A 22,155-nucleotide genomic window follows, 5' to 3' on the forward strand; every position below is an offset into this window, starting at 1 on the left:
ATGATTGATCGGGTTAATTCGAAGAAGGGCTTTGATGCTCCGCGGAGACGGGGCGGGTCTCACCGGTGTCTGCGAGCGTGCGCGTCGCGTCCTGACGCGCATAGATCCACAGGATCTTCATCGGTTCGGTCTCCGAAATATTGCGGAATCGATGCGGCACGTTCGGTGGAATGAACGTCGTGTCGAGCGGCTTGAGTTCATATTCGAGGCCGTCGATATCGAGAATCGCATGCCCTTGGACGAGCACCACGCTTTCCTGGCAGTTATGGCTGTGGAACGGAATCTTCACGCCGGGTGCGAACGACGTATAACCGGTGATGAAGCTGTCCGAGCCGACCGACTTGCCGACGAGCGGTGTGGTGCTGGCGCCGCCGCCGCGATCGTAGGTCGTCAGTTGGTCGGGTTTCAGGAGGGCGGCTCCCGAGGGGGTCTTGATGGTCATGGCGGGTTCCTTTGGCGAAGGTCGAGGGTGCGGAGTCAGGCGGCGGGGCCAATCCAGACTGTTTTGACGTTGGTGAATTCGCGGATGCCGGCGGCGCCGAGTTCTCGGCCATAGCCCGATTGCTTGATGCCGCCAAAAGGCAAACGGGCGTCCGACGCGACGAGGCCGTTGACGAATACGGCTCCAGCTTCGATTTGGCGCACGAGCGTCCTCGCCTTTTGCAGGTCGGCAGTCCACAGCGCTGCGCCCAGGCCGAACTCCGTCGCGTTCGCGAGCGCGACGGCTTTTTCAGTGCTGCTGACGCGCAGAATGGCCGCGACCGGGCCGAACGTTTCCTCGACCGCCGCCGCCATATCGGGCGCGACATGGTCCAGCACGGTCGGCGCGTAGAAGAAGCCCGGACCGGGGATGGCATGGCCACCAGCCTTGAGGACAGCGCCGGCTTCGACCGTGCGCTCGACTTGACGATGCAGTTCGTCGCGTAGATTCGCGCGCGCCATCGGGCCGATCGTCGTGTCACGCCGTGTAGGGTCGCCGACTTTGAGCTGCGCGACGCCTTGGCAGAACAGCTCGACGAAGCGATCCGCGACCGTCTCGTCGACGATGAAGCGCTTCGCCGAAATGCAGCTCTGGCCGGTGTTCGAAAAGCGTGCCTTGACGGCGGCCTTCGCGGCGGCTTCCACGTCCGCGTCGGCCAGTACGATGAATGGGTCCGAACCGCCCAGTTCGAGCACCTGCTTCTTCATCGCACGGCCCGCCTGCGAGGCGACCAGCTTGCCGACGGCGGTCGAGCCGGTCAGCGTCACGGCCGCAATGCGTGGGTCGTCGATGAGTGCCGCGACGTTTTCCGGTTCGATGAGCAGCGATGCGATGAGTCCATCGGGCACTTCCGCTTCGGCGAAAAGATTGTTAATGACGAGCGCGCATTGCGGCACGTTACCCGCATGCTTGAGAATCGCGCCGTTGCCTGCGCAGAGTGCGGGCGCAGCGAAGCGGATGAACTGCCACAGCGGGTAGTTCCACGGCATGATAGCCAGCACGACACCGAGCGGGTCATACGCGATGTAGCTTTCGGTTGCGTTGCTCGACACGGCTTCGTCGCCGAGATAGCGGCCCGCGTTCTCCGCATAGAAGCGGCAGGTCCATGCGGACTTCTCGACTTCCGCTTCCGCTTCGGCGATGGGCTTGCCCATTTCCAGCGTGATCAGCGCCGCGAGCGCCGCCTTGCGACGTTGCAGGACTTCACCGATGCGCGCGACGGCGGCGGTGCGAACATTCAGCGGCTGTTTCGCCCATGCGCGCTGGGCAATCTGCGCGTTCGCGAGCGCCTGCTCGATGCGCTCGGGTGTATCGGAGCCGAAGGTTGCGACAACTTGTTCGGTGGCGGGGTTAAGGGTGCGAAACATGAAAAAATCCTCGGTGGGCAGCGGGTGGGTCAGCTTGCCTCGGCGGCAAAGCCATAAAGTCGTGCGGGGTTGTCGACCAGAATCTGTTGCAGTACAGCGGCGGTTTCCGCCCATGCGAGCATCTGATTGAGCGCGCGGCCGGCGTCTTCCTTGCGGAATGGCTCGATGCGCGCGAGGTCACCGTCGCGATGACTCGCGCTGCCCGTATGTGGCCAGTCCGACGCCCACAGCATGCGGTCCGGCCGGCTTTGGACGAGCCGCTGCGCGAACGGGGCGATATCGGCGTAGTCGGGCGCCTGCCGCGATGCACGATAGGGGGCGGAGAGCTTCACGTAGACATTGCCGGCCTTTACTAGCTGCAGAACCGTCTCGAATGCATCCCGCTGCTCGGGCTGTCTGGCGATGCGCACGCCGGCAAAATGGTCCAGTACGACCGGAACCGAGAGCTCGGCAATCGCGGGCGAGAGCGCGGCAACGACATCCACATCGGCATAAATCTGGATCGACCACCCCAGTGGGGCGACAGTCCGTGCCGCACGCTTGAGCTGCGAGAGGGCCACTGTCTCGTCGCGCACGCCCTTTACCTCGAGATTGAGGCGAACGCCGCGTACGCCACCGTCATGCAACGCGCTCAGTTCCGCCGCGGTGATCGAGTACGGATCGATGACCGCGATGCCGCGCGCGCGCCATGTTCCCAACTCCTTCAGCGCGGCGAGCATAGCGGCGTTGTCGGTACCGTACACGCTTGGCTGCACAACGACGACGCGCTCAATGCCGAGGCGATTTTCAAACTGAAGCAGATCCGAAATCAGCGCGGGGCCGGGCGTGTACGAGCGTTTTGCCGCGAACGGATACCGCTCGGCATCGAACACGTGAATGTGACAGTCGCAGCTTCCGCGCGGGAGTGCGAACGCTGGCGGGCTAGGGTTGTTGCACGGCGCCGGCACGGCGGAACTGCCCGGAGCGCCGGATGGGGACGCATCCGCGCATGCCGGCGGCACCCGGCCGCCGGCCGCTGCAAAGCCTGCTGCAGGAAGGTTGCTGCGATACATATGACTCTCGCACGATCGAAACTGGCTTGTATTTTATGTTTACAAGATACGATGTAAAGGTTTTTTGTTCGTTTTTGGTACCACACAGGGTAAACCACAGTGCCGGCGCACGTGTCAGGCAGATCGCTAGAAGCGGAACCATCCGCTAGAGGATGGTGGGCGAGCGCGCCTTCGGGTGGTTGCCGATGGATGGTCGGGCGGCATGCGATAAGGTTCTGTGTACTATCAAAAAACCGTTAAACGAAATGTGATAGCATGACCAGGATTCCACCATTTCGACTGCCATGCCCCGCGCTTTAGCCGACGTGCTCGCGACGAACATCCACCAGCACATCACCCAGTCTGGTATGGCTCCTGGTACGCGGTTGCCGGAGCGCGCGCTCGCGGAGCAGTTCAACGTATCGCGCTCACCGGTGCGCGAGGCGCTCAAACGGCTCGCTGCCCAATCAGTCGTCGCCGCACATCCGGACGGCGGTTATGCGGTAGCGGAGGGCATTGCGCCCGCAAGCGGCGCGGGCGTCATCGAGATCGAAACCGTCGATGCCGACGAGCAGACCTATCTTGCGATTGCCGAAGATCGTCTCGCGGGGCGCCTGGAAGACCGCATAACGGAAAACGAACTGATGCGGCGGTACGGCATCACGCGTGCGCAACTCCATGCGGTGCTGCGGCGGATGGCGCAGGAAGGATGGATCGAAAGACGGCCGGGGCATGGCTGGATGTTCCAGTCCGTGCTGACGTCTGCGGAGACCTATCGACAGGGTTACCGGTATCGGCTGCTGATTGAGGCGGCCGGGATACTCGAGCCGACATTCCGGCTGGATCGCGACGCGCTGATGCGCTGCCGTATCGAGCAGGAGGGGCTCGCGAACGGCGGTGTGCGAACGGCGTCGCCGGCGGCGCTCTTCGACGCGAATAGCCGGCTGCATGAAACGATCGCCGCCTGCTCGGGCAATGTCTTTATTCTCGACGGCTTGCGTCGTCTCGATCGCTTACGCCGGCTGATGGAGTATCGAAAGGCCGTAGACCGCGATCAGGCAGAACGGCGCTGCCGCGAACATCTCACGCTGATCGATCTTCTTCTCGAGGATCAGCGCGAGGCCGCAGCGGATTTCATGAAGCTCCATCTGCGTAACGCGGTGCGCGAAAAGACATCGGACTGAATCGGCCTCCGCGTGCCGCTATGCATCGGCTTGCGGAGAACCCGTTCAGCTGGCCGATATGAGAATGCAAGAACATTGCATATCGAACCCCGAGATTGCGCGCAGATACCGGGCCGTCTGAAATAACATTCTCCTCGATGAGCTCGGGCACTCGCCCGAACGCTTCCTTCATGGAGCAGGGATGCTCGCCTCGGCACCGCGATCTGCATCGCTGCCGTACCCCCGCGAGAACTGGCCGCTTGGCGTGGTCCTCAACCACCGTGCGGTGGGCGGATGGTGGTATCCCTGTCCGGCTCTTATCTCACGTACATCTCCGTTGGAATCCCACGACCATGCTGATCGCCAATCCCCGCGCCACGCGCACCCCGTATCCCGAGGAACTCAAGCGCATCCTGAGCATCGAGAAAGCGGAGCAGAGCCGCTCATGGCTGTCTTGCTGGGACAAGATATCGCCGCCCGCGACGCCACTGCGCGAGCTTCCCGGGCTGGCAGCCGAGCTTGGCATCGGCGGCCTGAGCCTCAAGGACGAGTCTATGCGTTCCGTTCTCGGCAGCTTCAAGGCGTTGGGCGCACCAATCGCGTTGGTACGTCTGATTATCCGGTTGTGGCCTGATCATGGTCTGGATCCGCGTGCGTTGTTCCAAGGGCGCTATCGGGATTTGCTGACGCACTTCACGGTTATCAGCGCGACGGACGGTAACCACGGTAAAGCACTGGCGGCCGCTGCGCAGACGATTGGTTGCCGATGCGTCATCGTGCTGCATGCAAACGTGAGCGTCGAGCGGGAAGCGGCGATTGCGGCGTACGGTGCAGAGATCGTCCGAATCGCCGGCAACTATGACGAGTCAGTCGAAGAGGCCGCGCGACTCGCGTCGGTCAACGGCTGGCACGTCGTTTCGGATACGTCGTACGACGGCTATGAGGACATTCCACGCGATGTGATGCAAGGCTATGGCACGGTGGCCGCGGAGGTCGTCTCGCAGAGCAACGGTCGACCCGATGCGCCTGCATTCACGCACGTTTTCCTTCAGGGTGGCGTGGGCGGGTTGGCCGCGGGACTGATCAGCTACATGTGGGAGTTCCATGGAGCACATCGTCCCCGGTTCATCGTGGTCGAGCCGCAGCAGGCGGATTGCCTATATCAGAGTGCCTTGGCCGGGCAGCCCTCCCGGGCAACAGGTTCGGTGGATTCCGTTATGGCGGGTCTCGCCTGCGGCGAGACGTCGCCGCTCGCATGGAAGTTTCTGCAACCCGCTGTCGACGAGTTCATGACGATCCGCGACATCGATGCGATCGACGCGATGCGTGTACTGGCATCGGGCAGCGAAGGCGATATACCGGTCGTGGGCGGCGAGTCGGGCGTCGCGGGGCTGGCTGGACTTGCCGTCTTGCTGCGGCAGCCGGAATTGGCCAGCCAGGCCGGGCTCGATCACCGTTCTCGCGTACTCGTGATTAATACGGAGGGGGCCACCGCGCCTGCGGCCTATGAGGAACTGGTCGGCGAGACGGCCGAATCGGTGCTCGCTCGCCAAACGATGTGGCGCGCCGACGCCCCCGCCAGGCAACTCTGAGCCATCGCCGCGATGGCGATGACGGTATTCCTATCTCGCTCACACGCAAGGATTCCTCGTTTCGGCCGCCTCGAATGCGTGCAAATTCCCTTTCGGCTCCGATAGCCAATATTGGCGATCGAGGCCATTCCGTAGCATTGATCCAGCCGGCGCGCACGTGCCGGACTGCAGCGGAAGCAACGGCCGCTCATTTGCCACGCGAGTACTTCACCATGCGAGTTCCGATCATGAACATCTCAAAAGTTTTCCCCGCGATGCTTGGCGTCGCACTGGCCCTCCAGACGATATCGGCTCAGGCCGACGTCACCGTGAAAATTGGGCAGGTCTCGCCACTGACCGGTGAACTCTCACACATCGGAAAGGATGATGAGAATGGCGTACGCCTCGCGATCGAGGATCTGAACGCGAAACGGTTGAGAATCGGTGGACAGGCCGTCACGTTCGTGCTCGATTCGCAGGACGATGCGGCCGATCCAAAAACAGCCATGGTCGTGGGCCAGAAGTTGGTGGACGATCGTGTGGCGGGCGTGATAGGTCACGCGAACTCGGGGACGTCGATTCCCGCTTCAAAAATCTATGCCGATGCCGGTATTCCAATGATTTCCGAGTCCGCGACAAATCCGAAGCTGACTCAGCAGGGCTATCGGAACGTGTTTCGGATGGTGGCGAATGATGTTCGGCAAGGCAACGTGATCGGCACTTACGTTGTGAAAGATCTGAAGGCGACAAAGGTAGCGATCGTCGACGATCGGACTGCTTATGGCCAAGGCTTGGCCGATGAAGTAGAAAAGGCCGTCAAAGCGGCAGGCGGCACGGTCGTGGATCGCGAATATGGGACGGACAAGACCACCAACTGGATGGCCGTGCTCACCACCATCAAGAACCATGCGCCGTCGGCCATCATGTTCTCAGGGGGAGACACGCAGGCCGCTGCGTTCGCTCAACAGGCGCGCAAGCTGGGAATCAACGCGAAGCTGATTGCCGGGGATGAGGCCTGCACACCGCAGTTTATCGCGCTTGCAGGCGCGTCGATGAATGACGACATGTATTGCACTCTGGCAGGTGTGCCGCGCGCACGCATGCCGCAGGGGGAGGCGTTTTTCAAGCGCTACCAGCAGCGTTTCGGGGTGCCGGTTCAGCTGTACGCGCCATATTCCTACGATGCCACGATGGCGCTCGCGAATGCAATGCAGTTGGCTCAGTCGACTGACCCAAAGGTGTATCTGCCCAAGCTTCGTGAACTCCGGATGGAGGGCGTCACTGGAGTCATTCAATTCGACGAGAACGGCGATATTCGCAATGGTGCCATCACCGTGCGCCGATATGGCGGTGGCGAGTGGCACGACCAGAGCGTCGTGAGGTAAGGCTCGATCCCGAGCATCGGAATCGTTGAACGGGGGGATCGTGTGCGCTTGCCGGAGGCTCACGATCGTCGCTGGTTCGTCGCATTTCTTGCTGAGACTTCACGCTGACGGCGCGACCGGTATGTCAAGTCCGGCCTTGACGCGGCTCATCGTGACGAGCGTCTTGAATCGCTTGACGTTGTTGTTGGCGAAGAAGAGCTGCCGCGTGAGGTCGTTGTATTCCTCCATATGGCGGACGGAGAAAATCAGCACGAAGTCCCACTCGCCAGCCACGTAGTAGCACTGCTGGATTTGCGGGCATGCCTCGAAAGTGCGTTTCATCGCGTCGAGCAGGTCGATTTGCTCGCTTTCGACTTCGATCATGCTCACGATCGTTAGAGGATAGCCGACCTTCTCCGGGGCCAGAATAGCCGTGTAGCGGTCAATGACTCCCTCGTCAGCCAATCGGCGGAGCCGGCGGTTGACGGCCGCCGGCGAAAGATTGATGCGGCTCGCCAGTTCGCTTTGGGGCGTATCGGCGTTGCGCTGGATCTCGCTCAGCAACTTGAGATCGTAGTTGTCTAGCATGGTCATGGGGGGCAAGCGCTGAAATTTTATTGCAAAGCTGCGGGGCGGAACGCATCCGAATTGAGCATGTTTTGAAATATTATTTTCGCCTTGGCATCGCGTCAATGGAACGCTGCAGCGGCTGGAGGAATTCGTCCGCAGGCACTGCCTGCAGGACCCTCCCGCCATCCACGGGGCGGTGCGGCGGGGGATCGCCGTTTTTCCTGAAGCTGCGGCGAGCCGTTGCAGGCGCGACTTTTATGTCGATTTTGAGGGATATCGCGAGCATGGAAAGCACACTGCAATCGAAGTTGAAGCATTGGCGGCATCACTTTCACCGCAACCCCGAGACCGGGTTCGAAGAAGTCGCGACATCCGACTACGTCGCCACGGTTCTCGAGAGCTTTGGCTTGGAGGTCCATCGGGGCATTGGCGGGACAGGTGTCGTGGCGAATCTCAAGGTCGGTGATGGGACGCGCGCCATCGGCCTTCGAGCGGATATGGATGCGCTGAACATTTCGGAGGATGCGCCCGGGCGTGCCTATGCGTCATGCACGGCTGGAAAGATGCACGCGTGCGGGCACGACGGGCATATGGCGATGGTGCTTGGAGCGGCGCGCTTGCTCTCGGAAGCGCGCGACTTTAACGGTACCGTGCGGTTTATCTTCCAGCCGGCGGAGGAGCACGGACGCGGCGCGAAGGCCATGATGGCAGACGGCCTGTTCGAGCGTTTCCCCGTCGATGCGATCTTCGGCGCACACAACATGCCGGGCATGCCCGCAGGATCGTTTTCGACGCGGCCGGGCGGCATCATGGCGAGCGAAGACAACTTCGTCATCCATATCAAGGCGAGAGGCACGCACGCGGCGCGTCCGCATATGGGAGTCGATCCGATCGTGATCGCCTCGCAGATCGTGCTCGGTCTGCAGACGATCATTTCGCGTAACCTTGATCCGAGCCTGCCGGCGGTGATCTCGTGCACGGAGATCATCACAGACGGTCTGCGTAACGTGATTCCATCGAATGTGACCATCAAGGGCGACACGCGCAGCTATTCGCCGGAAGTGCAGAAGCTGCTCGCCACGCGCATGCGCGAGGTCAGTGAGGGCATCTGCCGGATGCATGGAGTCGAATGCGACTTCGAATACACGCACGAATTCGCGCCGACAGTGAATTCACCCGAATACGTCGATCTCGCCGTGGCCGCGGCGACGAAAGTCGCCGGTGCACAAGGTGTCGATGCTAACGTTCAGCCGATGATGATCTCGGAGGACTTCGGCGCATTCCTTCAGGCCGTTCCGGGCAACTTCATTTTTATCGGTAACGGCGATGTCCGCGAAAAGGGTGGCGTGCCGTTGCACAACGCGGCATACGACTTCAACGACGACATACTCCCGCTGGGCGCCCGTTATTTTGCGGAAGTTGCGCGCCTGGCGCTCGCGAGCGCCTGCCTGACGACTGACTGATGCTAACCGGGCGCAATAGGACTGCGCCGGCTACGCTGGCAATGCCCGGCGCGCACGATTTCTCGAACGAAGCGCAATTCGGCGGGAGCTTGGAAGTGGTCGAACGTCTGGCGACGTCAATCTCCGACGGCAGCGTTCATGCCGCGGTCGCGGCCACTTTGGCGTCGTAGCTCACACGCAGTTCATCGGCCCGTCACACAAATCGTGCAGCTTGCTGGATTTTGCCAGCCATGCCCTGTTTGCGACTAATGACACGTCCGACTGCAACCTTGAGCGCACATACGAGAAGTTTTTTTACAGCCATCATGCTTGGATGGCTCGTGTCCCCGTTCGGCGCAGGCTATGCGCAGGCAGCCGACGATGCGCTCGTGCTCTATACCAGCCAACCGACCGCCGATGCGCAAACAACGGTGGACGCCTTTAGAAAAGTCCATCCGGAAGTACGGGTGGAATGGGTGCGAGACGGCACGTCTCAGTTGATGACACGCCTCGAGGCTGAGATTGCCGCGGGCGTGACGAAACCCGATGTCCTGTTGATCGCCGATAGCCTCACCATGCAAGCCCTCAAGCAGAAGGGCCTGCTTCAACCGTATCTGAGCGACGAGCGCGGACAATACGCCCCGACTTTGTACGACAAAGAGGGCTACTACTACGGGACGAAGTTGATTACGACCGGCATCGCGTACAACACGGGCAGCCCATTCAAACCTTCCAGCTGGAACGACTTGACGCGGCCTGAGGTGAAGAACCAGGTCACGCTGCCCAGCCCCCTGTATTCGGGCGCGGCGATGATTCATCTCGCTGCGCTGAGCGCAAATCCGCAGCTTGGCTGGGCGTATTACGAGAAGCTCAAAGCTAACGGGGCGAGCGCGCAAGGCGGTAATGGCGGTGTACTCAGCGCGATTGCGAGCGGCGCGAAGATCTGCGGCATGCTGGTTGACTTCATGGCGATTCGTGAAAAGGCAAAAGGTGCCCCGATCGAGTTCGTATTCCCGAAAGAGGGTGTGAGTGTGGTCACCGAGCCGGTCGCGATCCTCAAACAGGCGCGACATGTTCAGGCGGCGCGGGCATTCGTCGATTTCCTGCTGTCCAAGGACGGTCAGAAGCTCGTGCTTTCTCAGGGCTATATTCCCGCGCTCGCTTCGCTGCCGGTTCCACCCGGTTTCCCGAGTCGCGACCAGATTAAACCGTTGCCGGTCGATCCTGCCCGGGCGCTTGCGGCTGCCGAAACCAACAAGGCGCGTTTCAACGCCCTGTTTGGGACGGCTAAATGACGCGCTCACGTGCGGCCCGCGCGGCGGGCTCCACGCAAATGGGTGATCGAGCGTTCCTGCTACCGGTGTTGGCCGTGGCGGCGCTCACCGTCGCGCCAACCGCGCGTTTAGTATGGGAAGCGTTGAGCCCGCGGCAATGGTCGACCCATCCGTCAGGGTTGGATGTGCTGACCGAGCCCTCCACCTGGCAGGCGCTGAGCCACAGCGTCTATACGTGCGCTTTGGGTACGATCGTCGGACTCCTGCTGGGCGGTTTCATTGCGTTCGCGCTGACGCTGACCGACTTGCGCGCAAAGGGCGTCTTTGCCTTTTGCTTCGTCCTGCCGATGATGATTCCTCCGCAAGTGACGGCGCTCGCATGGCTTCAATTGACGGGCCCGTCCAGTCCATTATTGAAGACGCTGGGTCTCGCACCGCCTCTCGGCAGTCCCCAGCCGCTCTATTCGCCCGGCGGTATCGCGCTGTTGTTGGGAATCCAGTACGCGCCAATGGTATTTCTGTCGTTGCGGGCGAGCCTGGTGGCGTTGCCCGGGGACCTTATCGAGGCGGCGCTGCTGGCGGGCGCCAGCCGGGTGAGCGTGTGGCGCGACATCGTCGTCCCGCTGGTGCGCCCTGGTCTTCTTGCCGCTGCTGCGCTGGTGTTCGTGTCCGCGCTCGGCAACTTCGGCATTCCTGCACTGCTAGGCATCCCAGCCAGCTATTACGTGCTGCCTACGCTGATCTATCAGAAGATGGTGAGCTTCGGCAACGCGACGCTGCCCCAGGTCGCGGTGCTATCGATGTTGATCGGCGCGGTCGCCCTGGCTGGCATCGGGTTGCAGTCTCGACTACTGGCGCGCCCCGCGCATCGGCTTTCCGGCCAGAGCGCTCGCGTCATGCTGCATCTGGGCCGGGCGCGCGGGCTCGTCGAAGCGGTGATGGCGTTGATACTTGCGGCGATCTTGTTTGCCCCGCTGTTGGCGCTGGTCGCGAGCTCGCTGGTGCCTGCAATGGGTGTCGCGCTCAACGCTCATACGTTGACCTTGCAGGCCTATGGCGAAATGCTTGGCCGGCAGGGCGTGACTTTGCGTGCGCTGCGCAACAGTACGACGCTTGCCGTTACGGCCGCGGTCCTGTTGCCTTTGTTGATCGTGCCCGTGGCATGGCGATTGGTGCGCCGTCCCGGGCGGTTAGGCGCGTGGCTCGCTGCAGCCATCGAGATCCCCTACGCGGTGCCGGGCGTCGTGCTGGCGATTGCCTGCATCTTGCTGTTCGCCCGTCCATTGCCGTTCATCGAAATGAGTCTTTACGGCAGCCTGATCATCATTCTCCTCGCCTATTTGGCGCGCTTCATGGTTGTCGCGCTCAAGCCGGTGCAAACCAGCATCGCCCAGCTCGACCTGTCGCTCGAGGAGGCGGCGCGGCTTGCCGGCGCCAATCACCGGCGAAGTCTCGGCGATATTGTGTTGCCGCTCGTGGCGCCGTCGGCGCTTGCCGGAGCCGTTCTGGTGTTTCTCATGGCGTTCAGCGAATTGACGGTCTCGGCATTGCTATGGAGCGCCGGCAACGAAACGCTGGGTGTGCTGATTTTCAATCTGAACGAAAGCGGCGAGAACGCACTTGCGGCCGCGGTGGCCGTAGCAATCGTCTTGTTGGTCGGGACGCTGATGGGACTACTCGGCCTCTTTTCGCACCGTCTGCCAAAAGGGGTGATTCCGTGGCGGACCTGATATTACGGGGCGTGGGCAAGCGATATCCCGATGCATTGGCGGTGGATGGGTTGGACTTGGCGATACCGGCTGGCGCCTTCGTTGCGTTGCTCGGCCCGAGCGGCTGCGGCAAGACGACGACGCTACGCATGCTCGCCGGTTTCGAAAACGTCGATGCCGGGCAGATCGTACTCGGCAATCAGGTGTTATCGAGCCCCGACACACACGTTCCGCCGGAGCATCGGCGGATGGGGATGGTCTTTCAGTCCTACGCGCTCTGGCCGCATATGAGCGTCGCGCAAAACGTCGGTTACGCGTTGAAACTACGCGGCGTGCGCGCAGCGGAATATGAGCGGCGCGTGCGCGAGGCGCTCGAATCGGTGCACCTCGCCGAATACGCCGATGCCGCACCGCAAGCCCTCTCGGGCGGCCAGCGCCAGCGCGTGGCGTTGGCGCGCTGTCTCGCGAGCGAAGCGAGAGTCGTGCTGCTCGACGAGCCGCTTGCCAACCTTGATCGTCATCTGCGCGCGTCGATGGAGCAGGCTTTTCGGGAGTTCCACCGGCGCACCGGTGCCACTTTCGTCTATGTCACCCATGACCAGGCTGAAGCGATGGCGCTCGCGGATCGCGTTGCAGTGATGCACCGGGGGCGTCTGGTCCAATGGGCGACGCCTGAGGAACTCTATCAACGTCCGCGTACCGAGTGGCTCGCGCGGTTCATCGGGAACGGGAGCGTGCTCGAGGTAGTCGGACAACCGCTCGGGCCTATCGATGGGCAGCTGTTGATGAACGCACTCGGCTGCGCAGAGGGGCAACGCGTGCCGGTACTCGTTCGCCCGCAACACGTTCAGTTGGATGAGAGCGGGGTGGTAGGCGAAGTGCGGGACTGTGTGTTCCGCGGCGAGCGTTACGAGGTGCTGATCGCGTTACCAGACCATCAGCAGCTGTTAACTTATCACAACTGCCATGTGGCGATCGGGCAGCGCGTGACGGCTCGGATCAGTCAAGCCTGGGGCCTTGAGCGAGGTTGAGGCTCAGGCCGCGTTTGTCCTTCGCGCGCAATCGAGGTCTCGGGCGGGACGAGGCGGCATGCCAACGCCGATGCACCATTCGGATTCGATGGTTGACGCTTACTCGCTGCCGAAGTACATTTTTACGATCGTCGTTCTATTTATTGAATGACGTTGGTGACAATCGGCGAGATTGGCTGCGGGGACAACCGTTAGGCGAGCTTCGTCACTATTGTTAAACAGATAGCGGACGATCAATGACGAAATCGCAACCGCGGCGTTTTGGAGATGTTGACTATCGTCTAGAAGATGCGGTGGCCGTCGTCACGATGAGTCATCCGCCGGTCAACGGTCTGGGCCTCGATGTCCGCCGTGGCCTCATCGCTGCGTTCGAAGAGGCGCGGCGCGACTCGAGGGTTGCCGCGATCGTGCTCAACGGCAGTGGGCCCGGCTTTTCCGCAGGTGGGGACATTCGCGAATTCGGCACGCAAGCCGCAACGGCAGAGCCGGCGCTCTCGTTGCATGTCCACCCGGTGATCGAGGCGAGTGATAAGCCGGTTGTTGCCGCAATCCATGGGTTTGCCATTGGCGGAGGTCTCGAAACCGCGCTCGTGTGCCACTATCGGCTCGTGGCGGACAGCGCGCGGATCGGTCTGCCCGAACGCAAGCTCGGGGTGATCCCTTTGTCCGGCACTCAGCGTCTGCCACGGGTGCTCGGCCTCGAAAAGTCGATCGAAGTTATTCTGGGTGCGCAAATCGTGCCCGCAAAAACGTTCTCCGGCACCGCGTTGTTTGACCAGATCGAAGAGGGCGACGATCAGCAGGTGTTGCGACTTGCGATCGAACTGGCTCGAGAGAAAATCGGAACCCGATCGTTGCCGCTGATTCGCAGACTGCCGTTGCCGGATCGCGATCCCATTGCAATTGTCGCCGAGGCACGCGCACGCCTCGCGTCCAGCGAGGCAATGGCGAACGAGTGTCTCAATGCGATCGCTGCTGCCGCCGAGTCGGCTGACTTCGAGGCAGGCCTCGCCGCCGCGCGCGCCATCTACGACCGTCTGATTGTGTCCGATGAGGTGTCGAGGCAACGAGATCGCTTCTTTAAATCTCAAAGCGACGTCGCTCGATAAACTCCAGTGCGTCGAATGCTCGGTCAGTCCTTATGCGCGTGTTCCCGCCGGCACGATTAGGATGGCACGCATATCGCGATTCACGCCAGCAATGCTCTTAGAAGACTGACTAGCGCGAGCGGCTGGTCAAGCATCATGTGATGGCCTGCGTGCGGCATCGTGATGGGCCCTTTCGCGCCGGGTATCGCGGCAACGATGCGGCGTGCGCGATCTGCGCTGACCACACTGCTGCACTCCGCATGGACGTAGCTGAGCGGAACCGCGATGTCATGCAGCAATTCTTCCTCGCCTTCAACTGGCTGCAGGGCCCGGAGCTTTGGGTCGAAGCGCCATACCCAGCCGTCGGTTGTTTGACGAAGCGATGTCTGCGAGAGATGGTCGAGGAGCCACGGCTCGCAATCCTGTTCGGGTACGAGGCGGAACCGACTGACCGCTGTGCGCCAGTCACGATAAGGTCGCGGTGGCGGCCGCCTTTCCGCGGCGGGCAGCGTATCGCCGCGCAACATGAAAAACGAATCGAGCACGATAGCATGCGAAAAGCGATCGGGCGCAGTCGCGCAAGCGTGGAGCAGACGCGATCCACCGAAGCTGTGACCGACCGCGACGCAAGGTCCCGAGCCGATTGCGTCCACGACAGTAGCGAGGTCGCGCACGAAAATGCCAGCGCCATATTCCTGCCTGTAGCCGCTGTCGCCCATGCCGCTGAAATCCAGAGCGAAGACGCGAAATCGTTCCGTGAAGAACGGTGCAATGAAGTCCCACCAGTGCGTATGGCCCAGAAAGCCGTGCGCGAACAGCAGCGGGGGCTTGCTTGTATCACCCGCGTTCCAGGAGACATAGTGCACGGCGGCGCCGCTTGCTTCGGTGAAGTGTGAGCGGCGCGGTTGGTTTAACGCCCAGTCGAACCACGAGGGGCGCTTGCCTTCATTGCAGCCTTTCATTGCTGGAGCCAGCATGGGTCAGCTATTCCTATTCACATGCGCCGGCGAAAGAGTCAATGCTGCGGCCGCATCGTCTGAACGACGTCGCCGTCATACGCAACGATGACCTCGCAGCCCGGCTGATAGATTTCGAGGATCTGTTCGCCGCGCACTCGGTTCCCCTGTAAGCCGCGCAGATAACTCATTTCATCCAACCGCAAGACGTGCTCGCCTTGTCCATCGCGCAAGACGATCCCGTTCGGCGTGATCGACGTCAGGGTGCCGACGTAGGGCAAGCGCGGCGCAAACGGGAACGTGCCGCCGTGCGGCAGAATGCGCGTATCGAGCGAAAGCCGGAAGCGATCCGAGTGATTGCTCAGACCCGAGTGCGGCGTATATCGGCTCATCAGGAGGACGTCGCCCAAGCGGTAGTTCGTGCGTCGCCATGCGTCTCGCGGCACTTGCGATAGCTGGATCGGGTTGATCTTGTCGCCGTCCTTCGTGTGCAGAGAGGGAAGGTTGTGCAAGCCCTCGGCGACGGCCAGCCCGCCCACCTGCGCGTCGATATCACTGAGCGGAATCCAGCAGATGATGAAGTCAAGCCGGTCACTGTAGATTGCGTCTGCGTGAATGAAGTCAAAGCGCGTGCGGCTTTTGTCGATGGCGGGAGGCGAAGTGCGATATTCCGTAAACGGCACCCAATAGAGCGGTACGCCGAAGAGGCGTCGAAAGAACGCGCGAACAGCGGGATCTTCCATCACGATGCGCGCAGCGCGCTGCTCGTTCATTTCCTTGACGGGAAAGAAGCTGAAGTTTTCGCGTTCCTTACCGGTCCATCGCACGTCACGATCTTGCCGGCGCGCAAATCCATGACGGTCCAGGTGATCGACGAGCAGGCCGCGCATCCGTTCCAGCGGCCCGTGGTCCAGTACGTCGCGAAAAAACAAATAACCGTCTTCGTCCCATCGCGCTTGCAGCGCGGCCTGATTGCCGAGCAAATCGTTCGATACGTTGAGCTCGCGCATCGTCGGCACGATATCCACGATAGTGGTTTCCACGGTGTTCTCCTCGGGAGATGTGCGAGCGAATGCCGCTTTACAGCAGGCCGCGTTCTTCCGAAGTTCGGGTGGTGGTGTCGATACCGAGCTCCCTCAGCGTCTCGAGAACGGCCGTGGTGGCCGAGGCGATTGCCGGGAATCCGACATAGGGGAGCGCCTGAATCAGCACGCCTTCCAGCTCGCGTGCGCTCAATCCGTTGCGCACCGCGATGCGGACGTGGTTCTTGAGCTCGAGCGTCTGGCGGCTGGCGATGAGGATGCCGAGCGTGACGAGACTGCGCTGCTTGCGCTCGAGCTTGTCGTCGCCCCATACATCCGCGAACGCATAGTTGATGGCAAGTCGTGAAATGTCAGCACCAAAACCGCTGGACTCGCTTGCGGCGCGCAAGCCGGCTGCCTTTTCTTCGCCCATGATTTCGCCGAATACCTTCAGGCCATAGGCGTGCTTTTCTTCGAGGGTTTTCATCAGATTTGGCTCCGAGAAACCTCGGACTTCAGTCCGAGGAGGAAAGGAGCGCCGCCGAAAGGCGGCATTCCCGGGTTAGCATCGTTGGCATGATGTTCGTCTACCGCTACCGCGTGAAATCCCTCAATGGCTTGCTGATCCGGCAAAGCCGTGTGGTCAGCCACGCTCCCCGTGGCGCGGGCATGTACCGATATCAGGTCAGTCTTGCATTCGGAATTCGGAACGTTATTCAACTAAATCTATTGCGAATGCTGTACGCAGTCAAGCGCGGACAGACCCGCGGACAGACCTGCGGGCAGACTTGCGGGCAGACTTGCGGACGGGCTGGGCATGGCTTCACCCCAACGTGCGCTTCGGCGCGTTCACTCAAATTGTGATCAGGGTTCGCCCTTGGTGAGCCACAGCAGGGGATGGCGATATGCTGGCGGCACTCGATATCGAAGTCATATCACGCCATGGAATTGCGTCACCTGAGACACTTTGTTGCAGTCGCCGAGACCCAGCACTTTGGGCGCGCGGCCGCGCGGCTCGGCATGGCGCAGCCGCCGCTCAGCCAATCGATCATGCGCCTCGAGGAGCAGCTTGGCATCAAGCTCCTCGAACGCACGCCACGCGGCGTGTCGCTCACGCCTGCTGGCGCCGCGCTGCTGACAGAAGCGAAGCCGCTCATTGCACAAGCGGAATTGGCCGAGCGGCGTGTCAGGCAAGCGGCCGACGAGCTGGCGAGCTTAAGCATCGCGTTCGTGCCCATGTGTGCAATGCGCATCATGCCGCTCGCCATTCAAGCCTTGCGCAAGCAATGGCCTGGCGTGGACGTCCGGTTGATCGAGCGCGGCAGCGCCTTGACGGTCGCGAGCGTCAAGAATGGCAGTATCGATTTGGGCGTGGTGGTCACGAGTTTGGCGGATGTCTCGGGACTGGAAAGCGTCGTGATCGAGCGTTTGCGTGTGGTGGCGGCAGTGCCTGCGGCATGGCCGGTAGCGACACAACGCTCGATCGGTATCGTCGATCTTGCGCAATATCCCCTTATCATGTTCCCGCAGCAGATGTCCCAGCCCGTGTTTGCAGCGTTCGAAGCGGCGCGCCGCGAGGCCAATCTCTCTCCTCGGCTCACTCAGCAAGCCCGGCACCCTTACACGATGCTCAATCTCGTCGCGAATGAGCTAGGCATTGGGCTCATGCTCGATTCGGGCCGCCACTTGCCCGTTGAGGGCGTCTCGTTCGTCGACATCGAGGATGTGCCTGGATCTTGCGAAACCGAAGTGTCGTTGGTTTGGGCAGATCGCCCTCATAAGCCCTATCACCGATCGATGCTCGAGATCATGCGGGAAATCGCATCGCCGGATGCGGCATAGCACGCGCTGCGGCGTTGCGCATCCGGCCCCTTCGCGCTGCTCCTTCCGTTGTTCGCCTCGTCCTTGACACTCCAGGGCGGGGCGTTTATTTTTACGAATGGCGTTCATAAAATAAACCCGCTCGCGCGGCGAGCCAAAGGAGGAGCAGTGAGCACGTTGAATCTGGCGAATCTATTCAGTCTCGATCAGAAGGTGGCCGTCGTAACGGGGGCAGGCTCAGGCATCGGCCGTGAGACGGCGCTGCTGCTCGCGTCGGCGGGCGCGGCGGTGGTGGCTGCCGATCTGAACGAGGAAGCGGCGCGGCAGACCGTCAACCAAATCGAAAGCGCATCGGGTAAGGCGATTGCCGTTCAGGTCGATATCGGCGATGAAGGTTCGGTTCTCGCGATGTTCGAAACCGTGCAGGCCAAGCTCGGGCGTCTCGACGTCCTCGTCAACAACGCTGGCATCTACCCGAAGACGCATTTCGTCGAGACGTCAGCCGAGAAGTGGGACAAGGTTCTCGGCGTCAATCTGCGTGGCACTTTCCTTTGCATGCGTGAAGGGATTAAGCGCATGCGTGCGGCGAAGTCCGGGGGCTCGATCGTCAACATTTCCTCGGTGGCTTCGCTGCAGCCGGTGATTTTTGACAACGGCGACTACGGCGCATCGAAGGCAGGTGTCAACAACCTGACCAAGGTTGCCGCGCTCGAATTCGCCGCGGACGGGATTCGCGTGAATGCGGTCCTGCCCGGCGGCGTGGCAACAGAAGGCGCAGCCGCGTCGACCAAGGTGCACCAGGCGAGCGGGCCGATTACTCAGCCCGGCCGCATGCCGCTCGGGCGCATTGGCGTCGCTTCCGATATCGCGAAAGCGGTGCTCTTCTTTGCTTCGCCCGCGTCTGACTATGTCACCGGCCAGTTGCTGGCTGTCGACGGCGGCTTCCAGGTTTCCTGATCGCCTCCACGCCTTCCGCCTTCGCATACCGGAGCCGCATCAGCACTGCGGCTTCCGGTTGTGGACGGCTTCTCGCCTGACTGCTCGCCGGTTGCACGTCCGTGCACGCCTGACGCATGCGCGCGTCACGCGAGCGTTCGCGCGCCTCAAACCGCGCACTTGCGGGTAGTGAAAACACCGACGCGATTAATTGAACGAGTAGTTGCATAACGGTTTTGCGTCGCCTAGGATGTCCATCAAGAGGCGCCACACAGGCGCCCGCAAGGCAAAGGCCTGATTGGAGACATGCGATGTTCTTTCTCGACAGCGATTTGCGCGGTCCTCTCGCGGACTACACGTTTCACTATGGTCGCCAGCCCGTCGACAAGGGTCCCCCCTCAACGGGCCGGCCGGCTCGCGTAAAGCGATCGAAATGGGTGGCCCGCGTGCTGGGGGCCATGGCACTCAATATCTTCGAGCTGACGCAGCACGAAGGAGAGCCGCGATGAAAGCGCTGACGCAAGAGAGCGCCCGCGAAGCCCGGCGGGTATGGCTACCGCTCGTTCTGCTGTCGATCTCCGCGGTTGCGGTGTGGCAGTTGCTCAGTGACGTCCGCATCGAAGAACTGGGTCGCTCTGCGATCTTCGACATTGTGATGACGATTGCCGTCCTGGGCGCCGCGGCGCTCGCCGGTATCGTCGGATGTGCGATTGCGAGCCATGCACGCGCGCAGGAAACCGATCTGTCGGCAGGCGAGGGGTACTGTTTCGTCGGCGCGGTGATCGGCGCGGTGATCTTCTTTTTCGCCATGACTATCTAACGGCGGAAGCCATGAGCGAAGCGTTGAACCCACGCATTCAAGCGCTGCTGGACAAACAGGCCATACTCGAATGCGTGCATCGGTATTGCCGCGGGATCGATCGCATGGACCGCGAGTTGACGTTGTCGGCATACCATCCCGACGCGATCGACGATCACGGCGCGTTCGTGGGGAACGCCGAGGAATTCGTCGATTGGGCGTTCGCGTACCACGCCGAGCATCAACTGTCTCACCATCACATGGTGTTCAATCATAGCGTCGAGTTGCACGGCGACACGGCCCACGCGGAAACCTATTGGCTCTTCTTCGGCGACAATCGCGTCAAACCGAATACGCTGGCGGTCGGGCGTTATATCGACCGCTTCGAAAAACGCGAGGGGGTATGGGCTATCGCGGCTCGCGTGTGCATTTCGGAAGCGATCAACGACCTGACGCCCAGTGACGTGCCTGCTGCCTGGCGTGAAGTTCTGATGAGCAACGGTATCAGTGCGCGCAATCGCGAGGACGTCTCTTATGAGCGGCCTCTGACGACGCGTGAGCGCAGCCAAGTTTCGGGCCTTGCGCATTCGTAGCGCGGCGTTCGAACGGGTACTGGTGTTGCCATGCCATGAAGGCCGATGTCGGCGGAGCCGACGCCGGCCTTCAGCTATTTGGCAAAGGCATGATGGTGCCGTTGCCGACGATAGCAAGAAACTCTCGCCGCGTGGACGGATCATCGCGAAACGCGCCCAGCATTCGGCTCGTCACGAGCGATGCGCCGGGCTTATGCACGCCTCGCGTGCTCATGCACTGATGCGCGGCTTCGAGGATCACGGCGACGCCCTTGGGCTGCAGAACGGTATTCAACGCGTCAGCAATTTGAACCGTCATCTTCTCCTGGATCTGCAACCGTTTCGCATAGACATCGACGAGGCGGGCGAGTTTTGAAATGCCGACTACGCGATGTTCGGGCAAATAGGCAACATGTGCGCGCCCGATGATGGGCACCATGTGGTGTTCGCAGTAGCTTTCGAAGCGGATGTCCTTGAGCACCACCATCTCGTCGTAGCCGTCCACCTCTGAAAAGGTCGTGGCGAGAATCTGCATTGGGTCCGACTGGTACCCCGAGAAGAACTCGCGATACGCACGGACGACGCGCGCGGGCGTTTGTATCAGGCCTTCTCTGTCGGGGTCGTCGCCGGCCCACCGGATCAGCGTTCGCACGGCTTCTTCCGCATCCATCCGGGTTGGACGGGCCGACGCTTCCTCCGGGGCTAAATCGTTGTCCCGCTTGTTCATCCACACTCCTGATCGTTCATGCCTGGTGCGTGCCGCGTGCCGGCGTGCGTGTGCTGCAAACCGACGTCGGCAACTCGAACTAAGTGTATATAATTGCACGGTGTTCGTAAATACAAACGATGATTTGCTGTTGCCCGACGGCGGCGCAGAGCGAGGTCGGCATACATCAGAGGAGCGCAGATGAAAACACGCATTACAGAGTTGCTTGGAATTCGATATCCCATTGTGCAAGGCGGCATGATGTGGGTGGGACGCGCGGAACTGGCTGCTGCAGTTTCGAACGCGGGGGCGCTCGGCACCATCACAGCGCTCACGCAGCCCACGCCGGAGGCGCTGCGCATCGAGATCGAACGGGTGCGGTCGATGACGGATCAACCCTTCGCCGTGAACCTGACCATTCTGCCGACGATCAAGCCGGTGCCCTATGACGAGTACGTGCAAGCCATCGTCGAGAGCGGCGTCAATATCGTCGAGACGGCGGGGCGCAATCCGGAACCCTATATGCCGACGTTCAAGGCCAGGGGAGTCAAGGTCATCCACAAATGCACATCGGTGCGGCACGCACTCAAAGCGGAGTCATTGGGCTGCGATGCCGTAAGCGTGGACGGCTTCGAATGCGCCGGCCATCCGGGCGAAGACGACGTGCCCAATCTCATCTTGTTGCCAGCTGCCGCTGCGAAACTGCGCATTCCAATGCTTGCTTCGGGCGGTATTGCCGATGCGCGCGGCATGGTCGCGGCGCTCGCGCTCGGCGCCGATGGCGTCAACATGGGTACGCGATTCATGGCCACGCAAGAAGCGCCGATACACGAGAATGTCAAGCGTAAGCTCGTGGAGCATGACGAGCTCAATACCGCGCTGATCTTTCGCACACTGAAGAACACGTCGCGCATTTTCAGGAATTCGGTCGCGGAGCAGGTGTTGGAACTGGAACAGAAGGAAGGTGCGACGTTCGCCGATCTGAAGCCGCTCGTGAGCGGAGAGCGCGGCAAGCGGATGTATGAGACGGGCGACACGGATGACGGTACGTTCCCGGCCGGTCTTGCGATCGGCCTGATCGACGATATCCCGACCTGCGCGGAACTCGTGAACCGAATGGTTGCGCAGGCCCGTGCACTCATTCAGGGCCGGCTCGCTGCGCTCGCCGATGAGGGTTGAGCAAGCAGGCTCACGCGGCGCCGGCGATTGAATACCGCTGCCGCGCCGCACTGCAAGGGGCGGACAAATTCCC

22 protein-coding genes are annotated in these 22,155 nt (G+C 61.5%); 14 read left to right on the plus strand and 8 right to left on the minus strand.

Annotated features, from left to right (window positions below; translation table 11 throughout):
- Nucleotides 1-13: 13 nt before the first annotated feature.
- From C9I57_RS20120 to C9I57_RS20130, 3 genes are read right to left on the minus strand one after another with little or no spacing between them, the layout of a single operon-like run.
- Nucleotides 14-442 (minus strand): cupin domain-containing protein, encoded by a 429-nt coding sequence (locus C9I57_RS20120; protein ID WP_107152399.1) that lies wholly within the window; start codon nt 440-442, stop codon nt 14-16.
- Nucleotides 443-477: 35 nt separating this feature from the next.
- Nucleotides 478-1,848, minus strand: a complete 1,371-nt coding sequence (locus C9I57_RS20125) for an NAD-dependent succinate-semialdehyde dehydrogenase (RefSeq protein WP_107152400.1) — start codon at nt 1,846-1,848, stop codon at nt 478-480.
- A gap of 29 nt (nt 1,849-1,877) precedes the next feature.
- Complete coding sequence (locus tag C9I57_RS20130; RefSeq protein ID WP_107152401.1) at nt 1,878-2,900, minus strand: amidohydrolase family protein; 1,023 nt, start codon at nt 2,898-2,900, stop codon at nt 1,878-1,880.
- Between the two features lie 284 nt (nt 2,901-3,184).
- On the opposite strand from C9I57_RS20130, the gene C9I57_RS20135 reads away from it, so the two are divergent.
- The 3 genes from C9I57_RS20135 (at nt 3,185) to C9I57_RS20145 (ending at nt 6,998) form a co-directional block, all read left to right on the plus strand.
- A complete protein-coding gene (locus tag C9I57_RS20135; RefSeq protein ID WP_107152402.1) occupies nt 3,185-4,063 on the plus strand; it encodes a GntR family transcriptional regulator in 879 nt (292 codons plus the stop codon).
- Nucleotides 4,064-4,395: 332 nt separating this feature from the next.
- Nucleotides 4,396-5,634 (plus strand): diaminopropionate ammonia-lyase, encoded by a 1,239-nt coding sequence (locus C9I57_RS20140; protein WP_107152403.1) that lies wholly within the window; start codon nt 4,396-4,398, stop codon nt 5,632-5,634.
- Nucleotides 5,635-5,846: 212 nt separating this feature from the next.
- Nucleotides 5,847-6,998 (plus strand): branched-chain amino acid ABC transporter substrate-binding protein, encoded by a 1,152-nt coding sequence (locus C9I57_RS20145; protein ID WP_258187740.1) that lies wholly within the window; start codon nt 5,847-5,849, stop codon nt 6,996-6,998.
- 99 nt (nt 6,999-7,097) lie between these two features.
- Here the strand turns inward: C9I57_RS20145 and C9I57_RS20150 are convergent, their stop codons facing one another.
- Nucleotides 7,098-7,565 carry an Lrp/AsnC family transcriptional regulator gene (locus C9I57_RS20150; RefSeq protein WP_102607107.1) on the minus strand — a complete coding sequence of 156 codons (468 nt, stop codon included), beginning with the start codon at nt 7,563-7,565 and terminating at the stop codon, nt 7,098-7,100.
- Nucleotides 7,566-7,831: 266 nt separating this feature from the next.
- Here C9I57_RS20150 and C9I57_RS20160 point away from each other — a divergent pair, with 266 nt between their 5' ends.
- The 5 genes from C9I57_RS20160 to C9I57_RS20180 all read left to right on the plus strand — a co-directional run bounded on the left by C9I57_RS20160 (nt 7,832) and on the right by C9I57_RS20180 (nt 14,112).
- A complete protein-coding gene (locus tag C9I57_RS20160; RefSeq protein WP_107152404.1) occupies nt 7,832-9,010 on the plus strand; it encodes a M20 aminoacylase family protein in 1,179 nt (392 codons plus the stop codon).
- Nucleotides 9,011-9,279: 269 nt separating this feature from the next.
- On the plus strand, nt 9,280-10,284 hold the full coding sequence (locus C9I57_RS20165; RefSeq protein ID WP_258187741.1) for an ABC transporter substrate-binding protein: 1,005 nt from the start codon (nt 9,280-9,282) through the stop codon (nt 10,282-10,284).
- Nucleotides 10,281-11,993, plus strand: coding sequence for an ABC transporter permease (locus C9I57_RS20170; protein WP_107152406.1), 1,713 nt, complete (start codon nt 10,281-10,283; stop codon nt 11,991-11,993). Before C9I57_RS20165 ends, C9I57_RS20170 begins: the two co-directional genes overlap by 4 nt.
- Entirely contained in the window at nt 11,981-13,003 is a 1,023-nt protein-coding gene (locus C9I57_RS20175) for an ABC transporter ATP-binding protein (RefSeq protein ID WP_107152407.1), read from the plus strand. The genes C9I57_RS20170 and C9I57_RS20175 overlap by 13 nt, the downstream gene beginning before the upstream one ends.
- A gap of 236 nt (nt 13,004-13,239) precedes the next feature.
- Nucleotides 13,240-14,112 carry an enoyl-CoA hydratase/isomerase family protein gene (locus tag C9I57_RS20180; protein WP_107152408.1) on the plus strand — a complete coding sequence of 291 codons (873 nt, stop codon included), beginning with the start codon at nt 13,240-13,242 and terminating at the stop codon, nt 14,110-14,112.
- 80 nt (nt 14,113-14,192) lie between these two features.
- On the opposite strand, the gene C9I57_RS20185 is transcribed toward C9I57_RS20180, so the two are convergent.
- From C9I57_RS20185 to C9I57_RS20195, 3 genes are read right to left on the minus strand one after another with little or no spacing between them, the layout of a single operon-like run.
- A complete protein-coding gene (locus C9I57_RS20185) occupies nt 14,193-15,068 on the minus strand; it encodes an alpha/beta fold hydrolase (protein ID WP_258187742.1) in 876 nt (291 codons plus the stop codon).
- Between the two features lie 38 nt (nt 15,069-15,106).
- Complete coding sequence (locus tag C9I57_RS20190) at nt 15,107-16,090, minus strand: phytanoyl-CoA dioxygenase family protein (RefSeq protein WP_107152410.1); 984 nt, start codon at nt 16,088-16,090, stop codon at nt 15,107-15,109.
- 37 nt (nt 16,091-16,127) lie between these two features.
- On the minus strand, nt 16,128-16,556 hold the full coding sequence (locus tag C9I57_RS20195; RefSeq protein ID WP_107152411.1) for a carboxymuconolactone decarboxylase family protein: 429 nt from the start codon (nt 16,554-16,556) through the stop codon (nt 16,128-16,130).
- 455 nt (nt 16,557-17,011) lie between these two features.
- Here C9I57_RS20195 and C9I57_RS20205 point away from each other — a divergent pair, with 455 nt between their 5' ends.
- The 5 genes from C9I57_RS20205 to C9I57_RS20225 all read left to right on the plus strand — a co-directional run bounded on the left by C9I57_RS20205 (nt 17,012) and on the right by C9I57_RS20225 (nt 20,218).
- Nucleotides 17,012-17,911 (plus strand): LysR family transcriptional regulator, encoded by a 900-nt coding sequence (locus C9I57_RS20205; protein WP_107152412.1) that lies wholly within the window; start codon nt 17,012-17,014, stop codon nt 17,909-17,911.
- Nucleotides 17,912-18,058: 147 nt separating this feature from the next.
- On the plus strand, nt 18,059-18,847 hold the full coding sequence (locus C9I57_RS20210; RefSeq protein WP_107152413.1) for an SDR family NAD(P)-dependent oxidoreductase: 789 nt from the start codon (nt 18,059-18,061) through the stop codon (nt 18,845-18,847).
- A 290-nt stretch (nt 18,848-19,137) separates the two neighbouring features.
- Nucleotides 19,138-19,335 (plus strand): hypothetical protein, encoded by a 198-nt coding sequence (locus tag C9I57_RS20215; protein ID WP_107152414.1) that lies wholly within the window; start codon nt 19,138-19,140, stop codon nt 19,333-19,335.
- Entirely contained in the window at nt 19,332-19,646 is a 315-nt protein-coding gene (locus C9I57_RS20220) for a hypothetical protein (RefSeq protein WP_107152415.1), read from the plus strand. Before C9I57_RS20215 ends, C9I57_RS20220 begins: the two co-directional genes overlap by 4 nt.
- Nucleotides 19,647-19,657: 11 nt before the next feature.
- Nucleotides 19,658-20,218, plus strand: a complete 561-nt coding sequence (locus C9I57_RS20225; RefSeq protein WP_107152416.1) for a nuclear transport factor 2 family protein — start codon at nt 19,658-19,660, stop codon at nt 20,216-20,218.
- A 70-nt stretch (nt 20,219-20,288) separates the two neighbouring features.
- Here C9I57_RS20225 and folE read toward each other — a convergent pair whose 3' ends face one another.
- Nucleotides 20,289-20,924, minus strand: a complete 636-nt coding sequence (gene folE, locus C9I57_RS20230; RefSeq protein WP_107152417.1) for a GTP cyclohydrolase I FolE — start codon at nt 20,922-20,924, stop codon at nt 20,289-20,291.
- Between the two features lie 180 nt (nt 20,925-21,104).
- On the opposite strand from folE, the gene C9I57_RS20235 reads away from it, so the two are divergent.
- Nucleotides 21,105-22,082 (plus strand): NAD(P)H-dependent flavin oxidoreductase, encoded by a 978-nt coding sequence (locus C9I57_RS20235; protein WP_107152418.1) that lies wholly within the window; start codon nt 21,105-21,107, stop codon nt 22,080-22,082.
- The last annotated feature ends 73 nt before the right edge of the window (nt 22,083-22,155 follow it).

It is taken from the genome of Trinickia symbiotica (assembly GCF_003028655.1).
Lineage (GTDB): Bacteria > Pseudomonadota > Gammaproteobacteria > Burkholderiales > Burkholderiaceae > Trinickia > Trinickia symbiotica_A.